Below are 18,631 nucleotides of genomic sequence, written 5' to 3' on the forward strand. Positions count from 1 at the left end.
GCAACAAAAAAAGAAACATAGGTTGTTGGTTGTACCTTCCGGGGTGACGGCATCTGAAGTAAAAATCTTTTGATCAAAATAACAAGTTGCACTGATAGCAGTATCGTGGGGCCTATCCCCACTCAGTGTATGTAGTCTTGTGTTACTACAGTATGTCCACAAATTTTGTGTGGAATTAACCCTGTACCGATCCTCGGCACAGAGGTATTTCAGTTATTCCGTGAGGGCCAGCGGCCAGAAATAAAAATTACGGGTTTCATGAAACCCGCAACCACGGAGATCTGTAGGCGATGTTGAAAGGCTTTCACCGGCTGTTCGCCTTGCTGGCTGCTTCGCTGTCCGCCCACTCTGCACTGGCGGAAGAGGAGACTGTTGAGCGCTGGGGGGTCAATATGCCCCGCGGGGTAACAGAAGTTGCCCAATCCACCTATGAGCTGCACATGTTGATTTTTTGGATTTGTGTGGCCATTGGTGTCCTGGTATTCGCTGTCATGTTTTACAGCATGTGGCGCCACCGCAAGAGCAAAGGTTACCAAGCTGCGCAGTTCCACGAGAGCACTGCGGTAGAACTGGTTTGGACGATCATCCCCACCGTCATCCTGATTCTGATGGCGATTCCGGCAACCCAAACACTGTACGACATCTACGATACCGAAGACGCGGATCTAGAAATCAGGATCACCGGGTACCAGTGGAAATGGCGGTATGATTACCTGGGCTCCGAGGTCTCCTTCTTCTCAAACCTTTCCACGCCCAGGGCACAGATCGACAATCAGCTGCCCAAAGGGGCCAACTACCTGCTCGAAGTCGATGAGCCACTGGTAGTGCCGATCCAGAAAAAAATCCGCTTCCTGGTAACTGCCAATGATGTGATCCACGCCTGGTGGGTACCGGATCTGGCCGTCAAACGGGATGCGATACCGGGCTTTATTACCGAGGCCTGGACCCGCATTGAAGAACCGGGCATTTACCGCGGCCAATGTGCGGAGTTGTGTGGCAAGGACCACGGATTTATGCCCATTGTCGTCAAGGCGGTTCCGGAAGAGGAATACACCGCCTGGCTCGACAGCCGCGCAGCCACTGCGGCAAAAACGCGTGAGCTTACGGAAAAAACCTTTACCTTTGAAGATTTATTCACTCGGGGTGAAGCGGTCTACAACCGCGCCTGCGCTGCGTGTCACCAACCCAACGGACAGGGCGTTCCCGGCGTATTCCCGGCAATTGCCGGGTCCAAAATCGCCACCGGCCCCCTGGACGGCCACTTGGATATTGTGATCAACGGCTCTAAGACAAACCCGGCCATGCAGGCATTTGGGGAACAACTGTCCGAAGTGGATCTCGCCGCAGTGATCACCTACCAACGCAATGCCTTCGGCAACGATATGGGCGACACCATCCAGCCCATTGATATCCTCAACTTCAAAAATAAGCAGTAAGCGCCCGGAGGAAATTCGGAATGGCACACGGTCCTCAAGCTGGATTTAAGCGGTGGGTTTATACCACCAACCACAAGGACATCGGCACCATGTACCTGTGGTTCAGTTTTGCGATGTTTTTCCTCGGCGGCTGTATGGCGCTGATTATTCGCGCAGAGTTATTCGAGCCCGGTTTGCAAATTGTGCAACCGGAGTTCTTTAATCAGATGACGACCATGCATGGCTTGATCATGGTTTTCGGCGCGGTAATGCCCGCTTTTGTGGGGCTTGCCAATTGGATGCTCCCATTGATGATCGGCGCCCCGGATATGGCTCTGCCGCGCATGAATAACTGGAGTTTCTGGATACTGCCCTTTGCCTTTGCCATGCTCGTTTCAACGCTCTTTATGGAAGGGGGGGCGCCCAACTTCGGTTGGACTTTTTATGCGCCCCTGTCCACAGAATATGCGCCCCCCAGTGTGACTTTCTTTATTTTCGCCATCCATATCCTGGGCGCTTCCTCAATTATGGGAGCGATCAACATCATCGCCACCATACTGAATATGCGGGCACCCGGCATGACCCTGATGAAAATGCCGCTGTTTGCCTGGACATGGCTGATCACCGCTTACCTGTTGATTGCCGTTATGCCGGTACTGGCCGGCGTGGTGACCATGATGCTGATGGATATCCACTTTGGCACCAGTTTCTTTAACGCAGCCGGTGGCGGTGATCCGGTGCTTTTCCAGCATGTATTCTGGTTCTTTGGGCACCCCGAGGTTTATATTATGATTTTACCGGCTTTCGGTATTATCTCGGCCATTATCCCCACTTTTGCCCGCAAGCCCCTGTTTGGCTACAGCTCCATGGTGTATGCAACTGCCTCCATCGCTTTTTTAAGCTTTATTGTTTGGGCACACCATATGTTCACGGTTGGTATGCCCATCGCCGGTGAACTTTTCTTCATGTACGCCACCATGTTGATTGCCGTACCCACCGGGGTGAAGATCTTTAATTGGGTTTCCACCATGTTCCGTGGTTCCATGACCTTTGAGACCCCGATGCTCTTTGCCGTGGCCTTTATCATACTATTTGCCATTGGCGGTTTTTCCGGTCTGATGCTCGCAATAGCGCCGGCGGATTTTCAATACCACGATACTTACTTCGTAGTGGCGCACTTCCACTACGTACTTGTCCCCGGGGCAATTTTCTCCATTACCGCAGGAGTCTATTACTGGCTGCCGAAATGGACCGGGCATATGTACAACGAAACCATGGGCAAAGTGCACTTCTGGCTGGCATTCGTCGGCCTGAACCTTACCTTCTTTCCAATGCATTTTGTCGGTCTCGCCGGTATGCCCCGGCGCATCCCTGACTATGCCCTTCAGTTTGCCGATTTTAACCAGATTGCCAGTGTGGGCGCTTTTCTGTTCGGCGCTGCGCAGGTGGTATTCCTGTTTAATGTGGTGCGCACGGTCATGGGTGGCAAAAAAGCATCGGAAGGGGTTTGGGACAACGCCCAGGGGCTAGAGTGGACGGTGCCATCTCCCGCACCCTACCATACTTTCAGTACCCCCCCGGCTGTTCGATAGAAGCCTCGTAACCAATGCAGTTTAGTGAAAACACAAAAATATCAGCGAAACTGCTGGCGCTTGCCGCCAGTATGCTGGTATTTGCCATTTTTATTATGCCGCCCCTTTACGATGCCTTTTGCGAGATTACCGGCCTGAATGGAAAGACCGGCGGGCGCTATGAGGCCGTGCCCGCCGCCGTTGATACCAGCAGACTCGTTACGGTGCAGTTTTTGGCGAGCAATAATAAAAATATGCCCTGGACATTTGCCCCGAGTGTACTGTCGGTAAAAGTGCATCCCGGTGAGATCATGGATACCGCATTCCTGGCCTTTAACCCAACGAACAGGGACATGATTGGCCAGGCAATCCCGAGCCTGGTGCCGTTTAAGGCTGCGGAATATTTTCACAAAACGGAGTGTTTTTGCTTCAATCAACAGGCACTCAAGGCGGGAGAGGGGGAGGAATTACCCCTGCGCTTTGTTGTCGATCCGGATCTTCCGCCAAGTGTCAATACCATCACTCTCTCCTATACGCTGTTTGACGTTACAGAGAGGGTCTCAAACAACCCCAACAAGAGTAGAACCAGCTCCGCGCGAGAGGGATAAAAACTATGGCTAGTGAAAGCAGTTACTATGTGCCAGAGCAGTCCAAACTGCCAATATTTGCCACCATCGGCTTGTTTTTGGTTGCCTTTGGCGCTGCGAATTGGATCAACGATGGAAGCTCCTATATTTTCTTTACCGGCGCTTTAACCATGGCTGCGGTTTTGTGGTTTTGGTTTGCTGCGGTCATCAGGGAAAATATGGCCGGCTTGAACAGCGAGCAATTGAAGCGCTCATACGTGTGGGGCATGGGGTGGTTTATTTTTTCCGAAGTGATGTTCTTTGCCGCCTTTTTCGGCGCCCTGTACTACATTAGGAATTTTTCGGTGCCCTGGCTTGGGGGAGAAGGGGCGCTGGGCTCCTCCAATATGTTGTGGGAGGATTTTCAAAGTACCTGGCCTTTGTATGTTACACCGGACGCCGCCGCCCATGGGGATAATGCAAAATTTCTCGGGCCAAAAGCCGTCATCGATCCCTGGCACTTACCGTTGTGGAATACCCTTATTCTGCTCTCCTCTAGCGTTACCGTGCATATTGCCCATGTGTTCCTGAAAAAAGGCCAGCGCAACAAGTTCAATATTTGGCTGGGGCTTACCGTGTTACTGGGGATTGGCTTTCTCTATCTACAGGCAATGGAATACTACGAAGCCTACCAACATCTGGGGCTGACACTGGAATCGGGTGTCTATGGGACCACGTTTTTTATGCTCACGGGCTTTCACGGTGCGCATGTCACACTGGGAACAATTTTGCTGCTGATTATGCTGTTGCGTTCCGTTATTGCCCATCATTTTAAACCGGATGATCATTTCGGGTTTGAGGCCGCCAGCTGGTACTGGCATTTTGTGGATGTTGTTTGGGTCGGCCTGTTTATTTTTGTTTATGTGCTCGGTGCCTGATAGTGGGGTTCAGCAAAATAGGCTCCCCGGGTGAATGGTACTGCTTGCAAAGCGGATACACCCCCGCAGCTAGTATTTTTGTGCCCAGGGAGCCGTTTTTGCCAAAATGCCACTTTCAAATCCATACCAGATTGCCAGTAACAACAGGGCAGCAAGAGCGATTCTGACACCCAGGGCATACAGGGTACGCTTTGACTGGGGGGCGCCCATGTCTTTCAAAAGAAAAAACAAGGCGCTGGACAGGCTGGCCAGCACCGCCAAAAACAGGGCCACAATTAGTAGTTTCAGCCACATATTACTCTTTTCCACCACCGGTTGTAGTTGTGCATGACAGTGGATATTCCATCTTTGCCAGCGAAAAAGATCAGTGTACCACTGATTCGTAACTGGCCTGTAACCCTGCTCTCCGCCGGGCTTTTTCCCATTCTGATTGCACTGGGGCTTTGGCAGTTGCAAAGAGCCGGAGAGAAGGCGGTGTTAAGCGCTGAACTCAACGCCAGACTCTCCGCACAACCTGTAGAGCCGGCAATGATGCGTGGATTTGAACGCTATACCCCGATCAAATTAACGGGCTTTTTTGCTGAAGACTATTTTCTTCTGGATAATCGCACCCGCGCCGGCCGTATTGGTTATGAGGTCCTGCAGGTTTTTGTTACCCCCGAGGCACACTGGCTGATCAATCGGGGATGGGTTCCCGCACCCAACCGACGCACACTTCTTCCCAAAATTCCGGTTTCACAGGGAATAAGAACGATTAACGGCTTTCTATATCCAGTAGCCGAATCAACACCAACAAAGCATTTGCCAGAAACACTTCCAGAGCGCAGAATTCAAAGCCTGGATACGCGGTTTACACGCGCTCTGGGGGTCAATAATGAAAAGTGGTCCCTACGGCTCAGTGCCGATTCAAATGCCGCTCTGGTCACAGACTGGCTGTGGATAAACAGCGGACCCGAGCGTCACAGAGCCTATGCCCTCCAGTGGTTTACCATGGCCGTGGTACTAGCCATTCTGTGGGCGTTTACCGCTACCCGTTTTTCCGCACTTTCCAAGTATGAAAATAAATAGAAGTACATCGAGGAATTTTCAAAATGGAAAATAATGGCCGGGCACCACTTTCCGCTCACAGCTCCCAGGGCAGTCACTTCCCAAGGCGGAGGAAACTGCAGGGCATCTCCATTGTCGCTTCCGTCGTACTGCCTATCGTTGCCGCCTATATCGTTTTTTATACGGGTACCGGTTTGCCGGAAGGCACGCTTAATCAAGGCGAATTGCTTCAACCGCCGGTCAACCTCTCAGAGGTGTCGTTTATTCAAGGCGAAGAGGAAGTCTCGCTCATCGGAAAAGACGCCCCAAAATGGCGCTATTTAATACTAAGTGGTATGGCGTGCGGAGAGGAATGCGAGAAACTTTTGTACACCAGCCGACAAGTACATATCCGCCTGGGTGAGAAAGCCAACCGTGTGGAAAGACTGCTGGTCACCGGTGAGCCCCTGACAGCCGATAAGACAGAGAAACTCAGGCAGGAGCATCCCCGCCTGAAGGTGCTGCAATTGAACCGGGAGCGCTTGCTGGCCCTACAAGAGCAGACCGCCCACCAAAATATTGCCGATATCAGAGCGGTGCTCATCGATCAGCAGGGTTTCGCCATGATGGCTTATGACAATCACCATAGCGGAAATCAATGGTTAAAGGATATTAAACGTTTACTGAAGTACTCCTATGAGCAGTAGTGGGGCAGAAATGCAACCGATTGCCGTTCAAAAGCCGCGCTCTGGATGGCGGCTGAGACTGGCTCTGGCCGCTTGTGCCCTCGCCGTCGTGGTGGTTGTGCTGGGCGCCTTCACCAGGCTGGTCGGCGCCGGTCTGGGGTGTCCCGACTGGCCGGGCTGCTATGGCCATCTCACCTGGCCGGACGAGCGACATGAGATTCAGATAGCCAACAGCGCTTTTCCCGATGCGCCAGTCGATGTCAGCAAAACCTGGCCCGAGATGGTGCATCGCTATTTTGCCGGCGCCTTGTTATTGCTGGTAGCTGCCCTGACCTGTCTCGCCTGGCGCCGCCGCGCCCAGCGGACGTTTAAGCAGACACAAATCCTGATGGCCCTGATCCTGCTGCAGGCTGCCTTCGGAATGTGGACAGTCACCTTAAAGCTGTGGCCACAAGTGGTGACTGCTCACCTGCTGGGCGGTATGGCGACACTGTCGATGTTGTGGCTGATCGTCGAGCGTCTGCGCAAGCGGGACCGGTATATCCCCCTGCATGCGTTTCGTGCCCTGCAGAATTTACGCCCCCTGGCATTGCTGGCCGCCGTGGCGGTTGTGTTTCAGATCGCCCTGGGCGGCTGGACCAGTGCCAACTACGCGGCACTGGCCTGTGTGGATTTTCCCACTTGTCAGGGACAGTGGTGGCCCCAGGCGGATTTCCGCGAGGGCTTCAATATCGCCCAGCAGATTGGACCAAATTATCTCGGAGGCGCCCTGGAAAGCGATGCGCGCACAGCAATCCATTTCACCCACCGCCTGGGCGCCCTGTTGGTAACACTACTGGTTCTGTCCCTGGCGGTACGGGCCTGGCGTGCAGCATCACGGGCATGGGCCCTGGCCCTGGCTGGCGCGGTGCTCTTACAGGTGGGTCTGGGAATCGCCAATGTGGTGATGTTCCTACCCCTGCCGGTTGCAGTGGCACACAACGCCGGGGCAGCGTTGTTGTTGCTGGTTATTTTAACCTTCTGCTACCACCTACAAATCACCCAACCAGTGCATGCAAACCGGGCAAATAATGTCTTGAAGCAAACACAATAACAGGCGGAATTATGGCCATTCACTCTGCGAGAATACAGCACTCTGGCTGGCGGGATTACTTTGAACTCACCAAGCCCCGGGTGGTGCTGTTGATGATTCTCACCGCACTGATCGGCATGTTACTGGCTGTTCCAGGTGCGGTTCCCTTGCCCGTACTGCTACTGGGAAACCTGGGTATTGCGCTCTGTGCCGGTAGTGCTGCCACGGTCAATCACCTGGTTGACCGGCATATTGACATTAAAATGGCGCGCACCAGCAACCGACCAATAGCGAGAGGCAGGGTGGAACCGCGCAGGGCGCTCCTTTTTGCCCTGTTACTGGGCCTGCTCGGACAGTCGATCCTACTCTTTTTTGTCAACGCACTCACTGCCTGGCTAACCCTGGCTTCCCTGCTGGGTTATGCGGTGATTTACACCATGTTTTTGAAGCGCGCCACACCGCAAAATATTGTTATTGGGGGCCTGGCCGGCGCAGCACCACCATTACTCGGCTGGACAGCCGTGACCGGGGAAATCCACGGGCACGCCCTTTTGCTCGTTCTGATTATCTTTGCCTGGACCCCGCCGCATTTCTGGGCGCTGGCCGTGCATCGCAAGGAGGACTACGCCCGTGCCGATGTACCCATGCTGCCGGTCACCCACGGCGTACCCTATACCAACCTGCATATCCTGCTGTATACCTTTATTTTGTTCGCTGTGAGTTTACTGCCCTTTGCCACGGCCATGCTCGGTTGGCTCTACCTTCTGGGGGCTGTTGTGCTGGGTCTGGGCTTTTTCTACTGGAGCATTGCCATGCTGCGGGGCCGTGACCCCAACGCCGGTATGGAAACCTTTAAATATTCCATTATTTATTTAATGGCACTCTTTTGCATTATGTTACTGGACCACTACCTGATAGCGGTATAAATCAATGAACAACACAATCGGGGAACTCACCTCTCAGCAAAAACGCGGCATCTGGATCACGGTTGCCATTCTGGTATTGTTTATAGTGGCCGTTCTGGCGGGCTTTTTGCACAAACTGACTCAACCGCGGGTGATTAGCGATGCAGAGCTACGTTTAAATGGTGCGGTAAAATTACAGCGGGCACGCATCCTTGATAACTTCCGCCTGATTTCTGACACCGGTGAGACATTTGATACAGAAAGCCTGGCCGGGCAGTGGACACTGGTATTCTTTGGCTTTACCCATTGTCCCGATATCTGCCCCACAACCCTGTCGACCCTGAACCGCTTTTATCAAATGCTCGACGAAACTGCCCGTGCAGACACGGATATTCTGCTGGTCACTGTCGATCCCAGCCGAGACAGGCCAGACGTGTTACACCAATATGTCAACTACTTTAACAAGGATTTTCGCGGTGTTACCGGCGATTTCATTGAGATCAAACGTTTTGCCAGCCAGCTCAATGTCCCCTTTAATAAAGTAGTACTGGAAGGTGACAACTACACCGTGGATCACGGCTCCCAGGTGGTGCTTATCAATCCCCTGGGACACTACCATGCCTTCTTCAAAGCCCCCCTTGATCCATCCAAAATGAAGCTGACCTATGGCTCCATCCGGGCGACGTTTAATGGATAACAAGTGCCCGGCCTGATGGGTCAGCTGTAATTGGGAGACAGATATCAACGCTTTATCAAGGCAGGGATTGGCCCCTATGGAAAGTTCACCGTTCAGCTGGCAAAGGCGCTTTCGCTGATCAATACCCTGCTATTTGAACGGGCATATCTCTCACCGTCTTTCTTGGTGACAATCGTCTACTGGGAAATTGTTCCCTGGGGAGTGATATAACGTCTGGGAGAGGGTGAGCAGAAAACTCTGACCAGCCTACAACGCCAGGGTGCTCCGGTGATTCGCTATTGGGGAATACTCCACCGCCTCGCTCTTTACTGAGTCTTCGCACCTGCAATTCCATGGTAGCTTTTCTCACTGCCATGCTTCACAGGTCATTTTTCTGTCTACCTATAGTCAACAGCCAGCTGCGTAGCTTCCCGCTTGAATTTTAGATTAAAGCTGCTTTTTATAGTGGTGTTTTTTTTCATCTGACCTTCCTTTTGGGTGGTAACCCCGAAAGCACGGACGCAGATTTTTTGCATTCGGCACCTTTACTTGTTTAGATTGAAAACATCTAATACTTCCAAGTTGCCAAATTCTGGGTAATGGGTAAGTATTTTTTCTTTGACTGCGTTTAATTCTTGTCCACTAATTCGTAAAGCCTCATCATGATTTGTACTTGCTGAAGCAGCTGCCCCAATCACTATGAAAGAAGTAATTTCATTTGTTGATTGTCCATCGTAATCACCGATGTAGTATATGTATCCAGGTTTAACTTCAAATTCTGATTCGATTTCATTGATATTTATTTCTTTCTTACTGATATAGCCACCTGATGCAGCCAGCCTTGTTAGCGAGTTAATTTTATATATACCTGGTTTTACACCCACCAAATCAATTGGACGATAATTTTTAGGTAGATGGAGTTCTATAAGGGTAAGTTTCGAGTTGGATTTTTCCTTTAATTCTAAAGCCAGCCTTGCATAGCTTTCACGAGTACTATGTATAAAACTACCCGCAATATATCCATTCTCATCAAGGGGTATAGAATCGTTATTTTCACGAAGTTGAGGGGTTGTGCAGCCAGCACAAAAAAGCATAACTAAGCTGATAATATATTTTTGCACTCTTTCATTCCTAATCATAACCTTGCCCACCGGAAGCGCGCTCTTTGCGCACCCCTGCCTGGTTGTGGCTGCGGCGATGGCTTTACCCAAGTACCGGACCTGCCTGAGCGAACCGCGAAAGCCACATTCTATAAGGTGTGACAGCAAGAATAACACACTTGTAACCAGCGCCTTTTTTCTAAATGCTGGGCCGCCCGCTAGTGATAGTTTGCTAATGAGCAGAAGAAAATTGGCAGTAAGTAAGCGGACGGGCAGCGATCGCCGACGCGCTTACCTCCCCATAGTGACCGCATGAGAAGGTAAGCGCTTGCGGTACCTCTTAGAGCTGCACCGTCTTATTCGAAGTCCACTCCGCCCCTCAACGCTACGTTTTTTCATTGGGGCTGTGCTTGAATGGCCTGAGGATGGCTGGAGGCTGATCGGTTGGGCCCTCTTCCAGCGCCCGGGCTTCGTCCAACAGTTGCAGCAAACGCACGGCCCGCATCACCCGGTTACCCCTGCCGGGCGCAATGTGCAGGTCCACAACCTTATCTCTGATGGCGACCGGCGTGATAATAAAATACCCACCGAGGTACAGCGTAACCGCTCATTCCACGGAGTCATTGCCCTAGCCATGGATATCTAGTCGCAGCGGATTAGTGGCGAACATTTTCCTCCATATCCTCGGAGTCAGATGGGCAGCTTTTTTGGCCGGGTGGTGATCAGGCTCTGGATGATGCCCACATTTTCCACCCCCAGCTCTGTCCAACAGAACATCCTTTTCTTCCTGCCCATCGGGATGGGCCGTAGAGCGCGCATAGGTGGCGTAACCGTCACTCAGCAGAGTACCGGTAATATCCGTTTTGAATATTTTTTCAATATGTGCGCGCCCGCGAATGGTACTGTAGGTAAATGCCACCTCGTCGCGATCGCCATGCAGGATGCTGAGTAACTGTACAGCGGCAATGGGGCACAACAACTCGATCGCGCGCTTGCATAGATTGGTGAGGATGGCACAGCTGAGGATGATAGGGCGATTATGCCCATTTTTATTATGCGGCTCTAGATTTGCTTAGAAACCCATTTGTTTACATAACGGCCTGTAGAAGTAGAAATCTTTTCAAGCCTATCACAAGCCCCAAATGCCACGCCTGAGGCAATGGACTTAGTAATTTCTTTTGAAAGCTCTCCGTTCTGATAGATAGAGATACGAAAGCTAGAAGTTGAACTAGGCCTAATTGCCATAAAAGTCCATCGATGAGGAATAACTTTTGTAAATTCAACCTTTACCTGTGGAGTGTCCGAGTTGATCCTTGTTTCATTCTCAAGGTTTTTAAAATTGAGTTGGTAATCAGAGGCAGAATTGATGATTGATTTTTTAAGCATATCTAACATTGAGCACTGATTTTTCACTTTATCGAGATTGTTCGGATCACTAAATATTACAGGCATTAGATAAATGTCATGAATTTTGGATGGTGAAATCTCTGACTTTGATAATTGCGAAGGAGCTGGCTGGTTTGAACATGCCATTATTGATAATGATATTAGAAAGAAGGTAAATGCTCTTGAAATCAAAGTGACTTCTCCTTTAGTAATTTGCATAATATTTGTACACTGATCACCATGACCAATATTTCTGGATTATTTTAACGCGAAAATAACGGTCACGGTAATCGAAAGTCAAGCTCGCAGCAGGTCATTGCCTGTACCACTACCCAGCTAGGCGTATTGCCAGGGCGTTCCCTCTCTCGCCTGTTGACACAGCTTTCAGGTACAGCCACGACAACGCCGTGTTCAGTATCAAGCCTTGCTTACAACGGCACCAGTGCGGAGCAGATGAGCACTGACCTGCCGTCTCGGCTGTGCTTACCTCCCCGCCGTGACAGCACTGGAAGGTAAGCATTTGTGGTGCTGCTCGGGGCTGCATAGGCTTTCGAGGCGCTTACTCCGCCCCTCAACACTACGTTTTTTCATTGTGGCGGTGCTTGAATGGCCTGAGGATGGCTGGGGGCTGATCGGTTGGGTCCTCCTCCAGCGCCCAGGCTTCTTCCAACAGCTGCAGCAAACGCACGGCCCGCATCACCCGGTTACCCCTGCCGGGCGCAATGTGCAGGTCCACAACCTTATCTCTGATGGCGACCGGCGTGATAATAAAATACCCACCGAGGTCCAGTGGCTGAAACAGTCGACAGGGTAATATAGCCATCTTTATAAGCTCCTTGAATCGCCTGTGACGGAAAGGCGAGCGCATAGCACCGTTTTTCTCGCCAGAGGCGCGGTCCTTGTAGGAAAAAAGGGAAACTTGCAGAGTGCGCAGCCAGAGAGGCGGTGCGCGGCTGAAGTAAAAGACCACACCAATCATCACGCAACGCCACAGCACACTCCGTCGCCAGGGACGGAAGTGACTCGAAAAGCTCGCCTTCAGGGAGACGTTGATTGAAGACGAACGAGTGTATGGCGTATCATTCAAGACAGCCTCGCTAGATAGTACGTTATCTATTGGGGTTAGCCATCTCTCGGTGTTGTCCGCACTGGGAGGTGGCGTTTTTCTCTCACTTACGCGGTCATGATGCGGTCCTTCTTTATTTTTTGAAGATTGGTTGTGGTGATGGATTTCCCGCGAGCGTCCCCGTTATCGGGCGTCTCGCGGGCGGAATAATGGTTGTTGCGCTTTTTTATCTATTTTTTCTTTGCTTGCGCCGATGAAACAGCTGGGCGCTATGGCAGCAAACCTACCGTAATCGCTTTTTACAAAGAATTCAATCAAGGTAAAGCTTTAGGCGACACCAAGTTTGATTCCCCCACCACTGGCGAGGCCGTTTGCGGTGTACCAGGGCATCAGCTATCCGCTTCGTGGGAATCCTGGCCTTGTTCACTAAGGGATATCTGGGTGAAATTTCGCACTCCGAATGGCGTGTGTCAGTGAACCGTCATATGCAGACCCACAGGTATGCTGGTGTGGAGCAAGCGGGTTCTTAACAGACGGTTGCCCTAAGATAGACAACAATATACCTGAGTAGACCATCAATGCTTTTGTAATGGTTCGCAAAAACTTCCTGTTTGTATTTTCGGTCAACGCTGTCAATGCGTTCTGTTTGCGCCTCAGTTTTATTCATACCGCTTAACTCCACGGTCTTGGCCCATACAGGTATGCTGTGGAGGTGCTTGAGCGGGTTTTTCACTGCCAATTTGTAGAGGATTATAAGGCACTGCCACACCTATTTATCAGTGCCATCAATGCGAAAGTACTATAAAATTGAACGTTTTTAGAAACCACTATGAATCCACTTCGTTCCCATCTTGAGGCTGTAGCCTCTGCTTTGCAACATCCCGCGATGAAAAATCGAGCCCGGGGACATTGGGACCATCAAAGCACTGGCCCCATCGCCTCCATTGCGCCGCCAGCTGAATCTTCGGCGATCCGAACACTAGAGCGTAAATTGGGGCGGCCCCTACCAGCAACGTTGGAGAAGATCCTCACTCAGGTTTCAAGTAACATCGAATTTTCATGGTTTTTTCCAGCAAAAAAAATAGATAAACAATGGGGCCTTGATGTAGAAACTCAGGTTACCCCCCCTGAACGTTTCCTGGCATGGGACCGGGGTATCGAGCCCGGAAAATCTCCACCCGAAGGGGCGATACGCACCCCAAAGTTCATATCGGGAGCATTAAATTTTGGGGTCAACAGCATACTGGCGGCAGGAAATGGCTTTCCGTGGGTCGGCGCATATGATTATATGCGAGATATAAGTGATACCCCAGAAGAAATAGCTCATCTGGATTTTATTGAAGAATTTATGGGATATGGTTTTCCCGTTTTTAATGTCGAAAATGGGGATTGGTTAGCAATAGACCTTCGCGATAGTAGAGAGCGTTTGTTGTATGTCAGTCATGAATGTGAGGATGCAGGCATAGAGCTTGACTTGACGTTACCTCAATTTTTAACCCACCTCACATGGCTCGGCCCCATTCCTTCCCATGCTATTCAAATATTAGATTTCTCAACCTCTGTCAAAGAATTGGTCCCGGGAGATTTTCGTATTCTAGAAGCCCGTTTTGATGCAGACAGTGAGCATGGTACAGCTTGGCGAAAATGGTTCTGGCAGAACGTATCACTAGCGCACCCTCATCCGAGCCTTCTCGAACGTTCTTAATGCAGCATGCTGTGGACTGTAAATAAGCGTTGCACGAATTACATACTTTACTGAAAACTGTATTTCATATACCGCTTACTATGGAGACAAATTCCTTAATCTCACAGTATCAGCATTAAAAATAGAACCTCCACCAACAATCTGGTAGGGTCACCTTTCTATAACAACACTGGCTCAGATATTACCTCTAACCAAGTGATAACAATATTCCAAATGGCGAGAGCGGGATTATCGCCACCGAGGGTGTGTTTACCGTGTCCAAGGTATCCAGGGCAGTGTCAATCAAGGGAAACCCTTACCTGGATAGTCTCCTCTAGCGCATTCGATGATAAGGCCGCGACCGCGGCCACGGGCAATATCAATGGAACCTCTGCCTTTGCTGCAGGGGAAGCTGGTGATGGCGACACCAGCCAGGCGGTCTAATTTACCTGTGTCTCGATCACATGGATTCGCAGCTAGAAGTTGGTTCCCTATTACGATATAAAACTGCAAATTGACTCAAGTATGCCACCACAGTACTCGTGATTGGCTGTATTGATTTTTTTGACAAACATTCGCGCACAGCACAATTACTTAACCTTCAGTAGACACCTCATTTATTGCTCTTTTTTTATTAAAAGAAACTACAACATACTCATCACAGTACCCATACTTAAATTCTGGATCTGGCCAAAAATTATAATCACATACTATAAAATTGGCTTCTGAAGGATACAATCCGATTCTGTTAATTCTTAAAAATTTAAATAAACGATCCTTTTTCTCTTTTCTTGTTCCATTCGCAATCGCCGATTGAACCTTGGGTTCAACAAATTCCATACCCTCTTCCAAATTGTATAACCAATCTTCAAGATGATTATCTACTGCCCCTTCTTTATGTTGATAATTACTATGGATAGCATCGTGTGCAGTGCACTCTAATTCAGCAAGTTGTTCTAATGTCGCTTTTAAATTCGATGCTATACTTTCAGGGCTTTCACCTTCCTTTAAAGGCTCCATATTAAGGTCTACAGATACCTTATGCCCATTAATTTCGATTTCTATGTCGTGATCGCTTTCCTCGTCTACGTCTAAATTAACTACACCAAAAAAGGGTAATTCTATTTCTTTCATTACAAAAAAATCCTCGTAATCTTTACACTTGTAGCATGGGCATGAACTAATAAGGTGAAAGCCCTTTGTAGGAAGGTTACCATCCTTAACAATTTATGTCGCAATGAGATGTTCACTACTGGCGAATGGCAAGGGTGAATCACCCTGGGCGTCTCAGAGGCTAACTTCCTTGAGAGAATCAGCCAATGAGCAAACAACCCGGATACGTGCGCGGTAAAAGCCAGCACCCCACCCCCTCACAATGCCTCCAGTTGAAAACTAAAAGAGTGGTTACCCATAGCTGAAACAGAAAACTGGATGCATAGCTTCTGGTCCCAAGTCACGGGGATCAGGAATTCCAAATTGAATGCTCTCACCGGTGTGATAAACCCCAGCTGATTCATTTTAGAAATGGCCGACCCTTCAAGGAAGAATGCCATAGCATCATGGGTTGCCTCCAACGCAAAGTCGGAAAATCTTGAATACCATAAATCCAGTCCTTCAAACTTTGGAATCTGCTCCACCATGACATTCGCATTCGCTAAGCCCCCTGATAATCTCACAGGTACCGGTAGCTTCCGGGCCGATACATTGACCTCGCAGTTCCTGCAGACTTTGTCGAAGTTGTACCAGCAGATCCATCTGCTCCTCAACTCGGCGGATATGCTCATCAACCAGCTCGTTGATTTCCGCGCAGTTCTCAAGTGGCCGCGTCTTGAGTTCTAGTAGGCTTCGGATATCTTCCAGCGGCATATTCAATGAACGGCAGTGGCGAATAAAGCATAATTGCTCCAGATGAGCCTCAGAATAAAGCCGGAAATTCCCCTCGGTTCGCGCGGGTTCGGGCAGTAAACCCGCCTGTTCGTAATAACGCACAGTTTCCACTTTACAGCCGGCCCGCTTGGCGGCTTCGCCAATCCTGTAGGGCATGTAGGCACCCCCTTGACTCTATAGTTACTAGAGGGATTGTAATACTGGCTCATCCTATGAGCTATCCGAGAGTGGACCATGCAAAAGCGCGATACTGGCTGTGGTTGTGAAAAGCCCAAAGAACCACTTCAACAGCCGAGCAATAATACCGTCAATAAAGACGGAGAGACCTCCCTGTTCTCCATTGGCAAGATGGACTGCCCAACCGAAGAAAGCCTGATACGCGTCAAGTTATCCAGCATTCAGGGGGTCTACAGCCTCGACTTCAACCTGGTACAGCGAATCCTGACTGTCGGCCACAAACCCGGCATGGATCAGTTGATCCTGGATGTACTTGCACCACTCGATCTGGATGCCAGGCTGGCCACCCGGGAAGATACCGAGGGCGCCCCTCCAACAGCCAAAGCCAATTGGTGGTTGCTTGGGGCTGCAGCCATAGCCGCTCTGGCATCAGAACTGGTGTATTGGCTGCAAGGGGGCAATACCTGGCTTGTATTTGTGTTGGCTTTGGCTGCCATCGCAAGCGGCGGCCTCTCCACCTACAAAAAGGGATGGATAGCGTTTAAGAACCTCAATCTGAACATGAATGCCCTTATGTCGATTGCGGTTACTGGCGCCATACTGATTGGCCACTGGCCGGAAGCCGCCATGGTAATGGTGCTATTTACCCTGGCGGAGCTGATTGAAGCCAAATCATTGGACCGCGCCAGAAATGCCATCCGGGCGCTACTGAACCTAACCCCGGAAACCGCCACTATGCGCCAGGAAGATGGGCATTGGCATGAAACCAACGCAAAGAAAGTCCCTTTGGGAGCCATTGTCAGAGTCAGGCCTGGCGAGCGTATCGCCCTTGATGGGGAGGTGATAAAAGGCAACTCTGCAGTTAATCAGGCCCCCATTACTGGGGAGAGCCTGCCCGTAGACAAGACAGCTGGCGATGAACTTTTTGCCGGCACTATTAATGAGTCTGGCGCGCTTGAATACAAAGTAACCGCCGCTGCCAATGATGCCGTACTGGCCCGGATAATTCATGCGGTAGAAGAGGCCCAGGGGAGCCGCGCACCGACACAGCGGTTTGTCGACCAGTTTGCCCTCTGGTATACGCCCCTGGTATTCGCCGTAGCACTGGCTACTGCACTACTTCCCCCGCTCTTTTTTGGCGGCGCCTGGATGGAGTGGATATACAGGGCACTGGTATTACTGGTTATTGCCTGCCCCTGCGCCCTGGTAATCGCTACCCCCGTTACGATTGTCAGCGGCCTTGCAGCCGCAACCCGTCACGGCACCCTGATCAAGGGCGGCGCTTATCTTGAGCAAGGACGTCGCCTGCGCTGGATTGCGCTGGACAAGACCGGCACCATTACCCACGGTAAACCCGAAGTGACCGACTTCGAGCCCAGATCCGGGACACAGGTCGATAAAATCAAGGTAATTGCTGCCAGCCTGGCCTCCCGTTCCGATCACCCGGTTTCTCAAGCCATTGCAGAATATCTCCACTTGGAAAAATCGATCCTGGAAGAAGTCGAGGCTTTCGAAGCCCTGACAGGCCGTGGGGTCCGCGGTGAAATCGCCGGTAAAGGTTACTATCTGGGCAATCATCGTTTGGTAGAGGAGCTGAAGGTCTGCAGTCCAGACTTGGAGCTTCTATTGAGTAATTTGGAATCTCAGGGAAAAACAGTCGTTATGCTGGTGGGGGAATCCGGCGTAATCGCCTTATTCGCGGTAGCCGACACCGTCAAAGAATCCAGCCGCCAAGCTATCGAGGAACTCCACGAGCTGGGGATAAAAACCTTGATGTTAACCGGTGATAACCAGCATACCGCCGATGCTATCGCCCGCGAAGTGGGCATTGATCGTGTCGAAGGCAACCTCCTTCCAGAAGATAAGCTACAGCAAGTGGAGTCCCTTGCCGGTCATGGAAGAGTTGGCATGGTCGGGGATGGCATTAATGATGCTCCGGCACTGGCGCGCGCCGATATTGGCTTTGCCATGGGAGCTACAGGTACAGACACCGCCATAGAAACTGCCGATGTTGCCCTGATGGATGACAACCTCGGCAAAATTGCCGGGTTTATCCGCTTATCACGCACCACAGCCCATATACTTTGGCAAAATATCATTCTTGCCCTCGGCATCAAAGCGATATTTCTTGTGCTCGCCTTTGCCGGAGAGGCTTCTATGTGGATGGCGGTGTTTGCGGATATGGGTACCAGTCTGCTGGTGGTATTCAATGGGTTACGATTGATGCGTAAGTGAGCAACTGCGGGATTTGGTATACAAGTTCAGTTCAGAAAACTGCTTTAAACTTCATCCATCCTTCAGGCTCAAGGATGCATGAAGTTTACCCTTCCGTGATTAAGTCACTACTCAGCATCAATAAACTCTACTTTTCCATCTTCTGTTTCAGTTGAAGTAATAAAGACTGAGTCACCCTGGGCTTCTCGGAGGCTAACTTTCTTGAGAGAATCAACCAATGAGCAAACGACCTGGATAGTCT

General features: G+C 50.5%; 20 protein-coding genes and 2 pseudogenes. 12 read left to right on the top strand and 10 right to left on the bottom strand.

The annotated features are described in order from the left end of the window. Nucleotides 1-290: 290 nt before the first annotated feature. Genes coxB through ACL7TT_RS06345 form a run of 4 tightly spaced genes read left to right on the top strand, consistent with a single transcriptional unit; the run spans nucleotide 291 to nucleotide 4,490 of the window. A complete protein-coding gene (gene coxB, locus ACL7TT_RS06330; RefSeq protein ID WP_413394027.1) occupies nucleotides 291-1,436 on the top strand; it encodes a cytochrome c oxidase subunit II in 1,146 nt (381 codons plus the stop codon). A gap of 20 nt (nucleotides 1,437-1,456) precedes the next feature. Further along, nucleotides 1,457-3,007, top strand: coding sequence for a cytochrome c oxidase subunit I (gene ctaD / locus ACL7TT_RS06335; RefSeq protein ID WP_413394029.1), 1,551 nt, complete (start codon nucleotides 1,457-1,459; stop codon nucleotides 3,005-3,007). A gap of 14 nt (nucleotides 3,008-3,021) precedes the next feature. Next, complete coding sequence (locus ACL7TT_RS06340) at nucleotides 3,022-3,594, top strand: cytochrome c oxidase assembly protein (protein WP_413394031.1); 573 nt, start codon at nucleotides 3,022-3,024, stop codon at nucleotides 3,592-3,594. A gap of 5 nt (nucleotides 3,595-3,599) precedes the next feature. Continuing rightward, nucleotides 3,600-4,490 (top strand): cytochrome c oxidase subunit 3, encoded by an 891-nt coding sequence (locus tag ACL7TT_RS06345; RefSeq protein WP_413394033.1) that lies wholly within the window; start codon nucleotides 3,600-3,602, stop codon nucleotides 4,488-4,490. A 69-nt stretch (nucleotides 4,491-4,559) separates the two neighbouring features. On the opposite strand, the gene ACL7TT_RS06350 is transcribed toward ACL7TT_RS06345, so the two are convergent. Beyond that, nucleotides 4,560-4,784 carry a DUF2909 domain-containing protein gene (locus ACL7TT_RS06350; protein WP_413394035.1) on the bottom strand — a complete coding sequence of 75 codons (225 nt, stop codon included), beginning with the start codon at nucleotides 4,782-4,784 and terminating at the stop codon, nucleotides 4,560-4,562. A gap of 54 nt (nucleotides 4,785-4,838) precedes the next feature. Here ACL7TT_RS06350 and ACL7TT_RS06355 point away from each other — a divergent pair, with 54 nt between their 5' ends. Genes ACL7TT_RS06355 through ACL7TT_RS06375 form a run of 5 tightly spaced genes read left to right on the top strand, consistent with a single transcriptional unit; the run spans nucleotide 4,839 to nucleotide 8,876 of the window. Beyond that, entirely contained in the window at nucleotides 4,839-5,558 is a 720-nt protein-coding gene (locus ACL7TT_RS06355; protein WP_413394037.1) for an SURF1 family protein, read from the top strand. A gap of 23 nt (nucleotides 5,559-5,581) precedes the next feature. Continuing rightward, nucleotides 5,582-6,223 (top strand): hypothetical protein, encoded by a 642-nt coding sequence (locus tag ACL7TT_RS06360; RefSeq protein WP_299940355.1) that lies wholly within the window; start codon nucleotides 5,582-5,584, stop codon nucleotides 6,221-6,223. Next, nucleotides 6,213-7,295: a COX15/CtaA family protein gene (locus ACL7TT_RS06365; RefSeq protein WP_413394039.1), complete on the top strand. Its 1,083-nt coding sequence runs from the start codon at nucleotides 6,213-6,215 to the stop codon at nucleotides 7,293-7,295. Before ACL7TT_RS06360 ends, ACL7TT_RS06365 begins: the two co-directional genes overlap by 11 nt. An 11-nt stretch (nucleotides 7,296-7,306) precedes the next feature. Further along, complete coding sequence (gene cyoE / locus ACL7TT_RS06370; protein ID WP_299940360.1) at nucleotides 7,307-8,200, top strand: heme o synthase; 894 nt, start codon at nucleotides 7,307-7,309, stop codon at nucleotides 8,198-8,200. Nucleotides 8,201-8,204: 4 nt separating this feature from the next. Beyond that, complete coding sequence (locus ACL7TT_RS06375; protein WP_299940362.1) at nucleotides 8,205-8,876, top strand: SCO family protein; 672 nt, start codon at nucleotides 8,205-8,207, stop codon at nucleotides 8,874-8,876. A 524-nt stretch (nucleotides 8,877-9,400) separates the two neighbouring features. On the opposite strand, the gene ACL7TT_RS06380 is transcribed toward ACL7TT_RS06375, so the two are convergent. From ACL7TT_RS06380 to ACL7TT_RS06405, 6 genes and pseudogenes are all read right to left on the bottom strand, one after another. After that, entirely contained in the window at nucleotides 9,401-9,976 is a 576-nt protein-coding gene (locus tag ACL7TT_RS06380; RefSeq protein WP_413394041.1) for a hypothetical protein, read from the bottom strand. Nucleotides 9,977-10,340: 364 nt separating this feature from the next. Continuing rightward, nucleotides 10,341-10,499 carry a hypothetical protein gene (locus ACL7TT_RS06385; protein ID WP_413394043.1) on the bottom strand — a complete coding sequence of 53 codons (159 nt, stop codon included), beginning with the start codon at nucleotides 10,497-10,499 and terminating at the stop codon, nucleotides 10,341-10,343. A gap of 84 nt (nucleotides 10,500-10,583) precedes the next feature. Further along, nucleotides 10,584-10,771, bottom strand: a pseudogene (locus ACL7TT_RS06390) (hypothetical protein); the annotation flags it as partial. 46 nt (nucleotides 10,772-10,817) lie between these two features. Beyond that, nucleotides 10,818-10,874 (bottom strand): annotated as a pseudogene (locus tag ACL7TT_RS06395) (hypothetical protein); the annotation flags it as partial. A 143-nt stretch (nucleotides 10,875-11,017) separates the two neighbouring features. Further along, the gene (locus ACL7TT_RS06400) at nucleotides 11,018-11,560 is read right to left on the bottom strand and encodes a hypothetical protein (protein WP_413394045.1); all 543 of its coding nucleotides are present in this window, start codon (nucleotides 11,558-11,560) and stop codon (nucleotides 11,018-11,020) included. A 358-nt stretch (nucleotides 11,561-11,918) separates the two neighbouring features. Further along, entirely contained in the window at nucleotides 11,919-12,164 is a 246-nt protein-coding gene (locus ACL7TT_RS06405; RefSeq protein ID WP_413394047.1) for a hypothetical protein, read from the bottom strand. 456 nt (nucleotides 12,165-12,620) lie between these two features. Here ACL7TT_RS06405 and ACL7TT_RS06410 point away from each other — a divergent pair, with 456 nt between their 5' ends. Both ACL7TT_RS06410 and ACL7TT_RS06415 read left to right on the top strand, forming a co-directional pair. Next, nucleotides 12,621-12,884, top strand: a complete 264-nt coding sequence (locus ACL7TT_RS06410) for a hypothetical protein (protein ID WP_413394049.1) — start codon at nucleotides 12,621-12,623, stop codon at nucleotides 12,882-12,884. Between the two features lie 352 nt (nucleotides 12,885-13,236). Continuing rightward, complete coding sequence (locus tag ACL7TT_RS06415; RefSeq protein ID WP_413394050.1) at nucleotides 13,237-14,112, top strand: hypothetical protein; 876 nt, start codon at nucleotides 13,237-13,239, stop codon at nucleotides 14,110-14,112. A 573-nt stretch (nucleotides 14,113-14,685) separates the two neighbouring features. On the opposite strand, the gene ACL7TT_RS06420 is transcribed toward ACL7TT_RS06415, so the two are convergent. The 3 genes from ACL7TT_RS06420 to cadR form a co-directional block, all read right to left on the bottom strand. Next, nucleotides 14,686-15,225, bottom strand: a complete 540-nt coding sequence (locus ACL7TT_RS06420) for a hypothetical protein (protein WP_413394052.1) — start codon at nucleotides 15,223-15,225, stop codon at nucleotides 14,686-14,688. 236 nt (nucleotides 15,226-15,461) lie between these two features. Continuing rightward, complete coding sequence (locus ACL7TT_RS06425) at nucleotides 15,462-15,731, bottom strand: hotdog domain-containing protein (protein ID WP_413394054.1); 270 nt, start codon at nucleotides 15,729-15,731, stop codon at nucleotides 15,462-15,464. Continuing rightward, nucleotides 15,706-16,134, bottom strand: coding sequence for a Cd(II)/Pb(II)-responsive transcriptional regulator (gene cadR, locus ACL7TT_RS06430; protein ID WP_413394056.1), 429 nt, complete (start codon nucleotides 16,132-16,134; stop codon nucleotides 15,706-15,708). Before cadR ends, ACL7TT_RS06425 begins: the two co-directional genes overlap by 26 nt. 78 nt (nucleotides 16,135-16,212) lie before the next feature. Between cadR and ACL7TT_RS06435 the strand changes: the two genes are divergently transcribed. Then, nucleotides 16,213-18,390, top strand: coding sequence for a heavy metal translocating P-type ATPase (locus ACL7TT_RS06435; RefSeq protein ID WP_413394058.1), 2,178 nt, complete (start codon nucleotides 16,213-16,215; stop codon nucleotides 18,388-18,390). Nucleotides 18,391-18,631 lie beyond the last annotated feature (241 nt).

The organism is Microbulbifer jejuensis, assembly GCF_047289955.1.
Classification (GTDB): domain Bacteria; phylum Pseudomonadota; class Gammaproteobacteria; order Pseudomonadales; family Cellvibrionaceae; genus Microbulbifer.

Coding starts and splice junctions, on each gene's coding strand:
- ctaD (WP_413394029.1), top strand. CDS start 1,457: ATGGCACACGGTCCTCAAGCTGGATTTAAGCGGTGGGTTTATACCACC.
- ACL7TT_RS06345 (WP_413394033.1), top strand. CDS start 3,600: ATGGCTAGTGAAAGCAGTTACTATGTGCCAGAGCAGTCCAAACTGCCA.
- cyoE (WP_299940360.1), top strand. CDS start 7,307: ATGGCCATTCACTCTGCGAGAATACAGCACTCTGGCTGGCGGGATTAC.
- cadR (WP_413394056.1), bottom strand. CDS start 16,134: ATGCCCTACAGGATTGGCGAAGCCGCCAAGCGGGCCGGCTGTAAAGTG.
- coxB (WP_413394027.1), top strand. CDS start 291: ATGTTGAAAGGCTTTCACCGGCTGTTCGCCTTGCTGGCTGCTTCGCTG.
- ACL7TT_RS06365 (WP_413394039.1), top strand. CDS start 6,213: ATGAGCAGTAGTGGGGCAGAAATGCAACCGATTGCCGTTCAAAAGCCG.
- ACL7TT_RS06360 (WP_299940355.1), top strand. CDS start 5,582: ATGGAAAATAATGGCCGGGCACCACTTTCCGCTCACAGCTCCCAGGGC.
- ACL7TT_RS06405 (WP_413394047.1), bottom strand. CDS start 12,164: ATGGCTATATTACCCTGTCGACTGTTTCAGCCACTGGACCTCGGTGGG.
- ACL7TT_RS06375 (WP_299940362.1), top strand. CDS start 8,205: ATGAACAACACAATCGGGGAACTCACCTCTCAGCAAAAACGCGGCATC.
- ACL7TT_RS06400 (WP_413394045.1), bottom strand. CDS start 11,560: ATGCAAATTACTAAAGGAGAAGTCACTTTGATTTCAAGAGCATTTACC.
- ACL7TT_RS06415 (WP_413394050.1), top strand. CDS start 13,237: ATGAATCCACTTCGTTCCCATCTTGAGGCTGTAGCCTCTGCTTTGCAA.
- ACL7TT_RS06420 (WP_413394052.1), bottom strand. CDS start 15,225: ATGAAAGAAATAGAATTACCCTTTTTTGGTGTAGTTAATTTAGACGTA.
- ACL7TT_RS06435 (WP_413394058.1), top strand. CDS start 16,213: ATGCAAAAGCGCGATACTGGCTGTGGTTGTGAAAAGCCCAAAGAACCA.
- ACL7TT_RS06350 (WP_413394035.1), bottom strand. CDS start 4,784: ATGTGGCTGAAACTACTAATTGTGGCCCTGTTTTTGGCGGTGCTGGCC.
- ACL7TT_RS06340 (WP_413394031.1), top strand. CDS start 3,022: ATGCAGTTTAGTGAAAACACAAAAATATCAGCGAAACTGCTGGCGCTT.
- ACL7TT_RS06425 (WP_413394054.1), bottom strand. CDS start 15,731: ATGGTGGAGCAGATTCCAAAGTTTGAAGGACTGGATTTATGGTATTCA.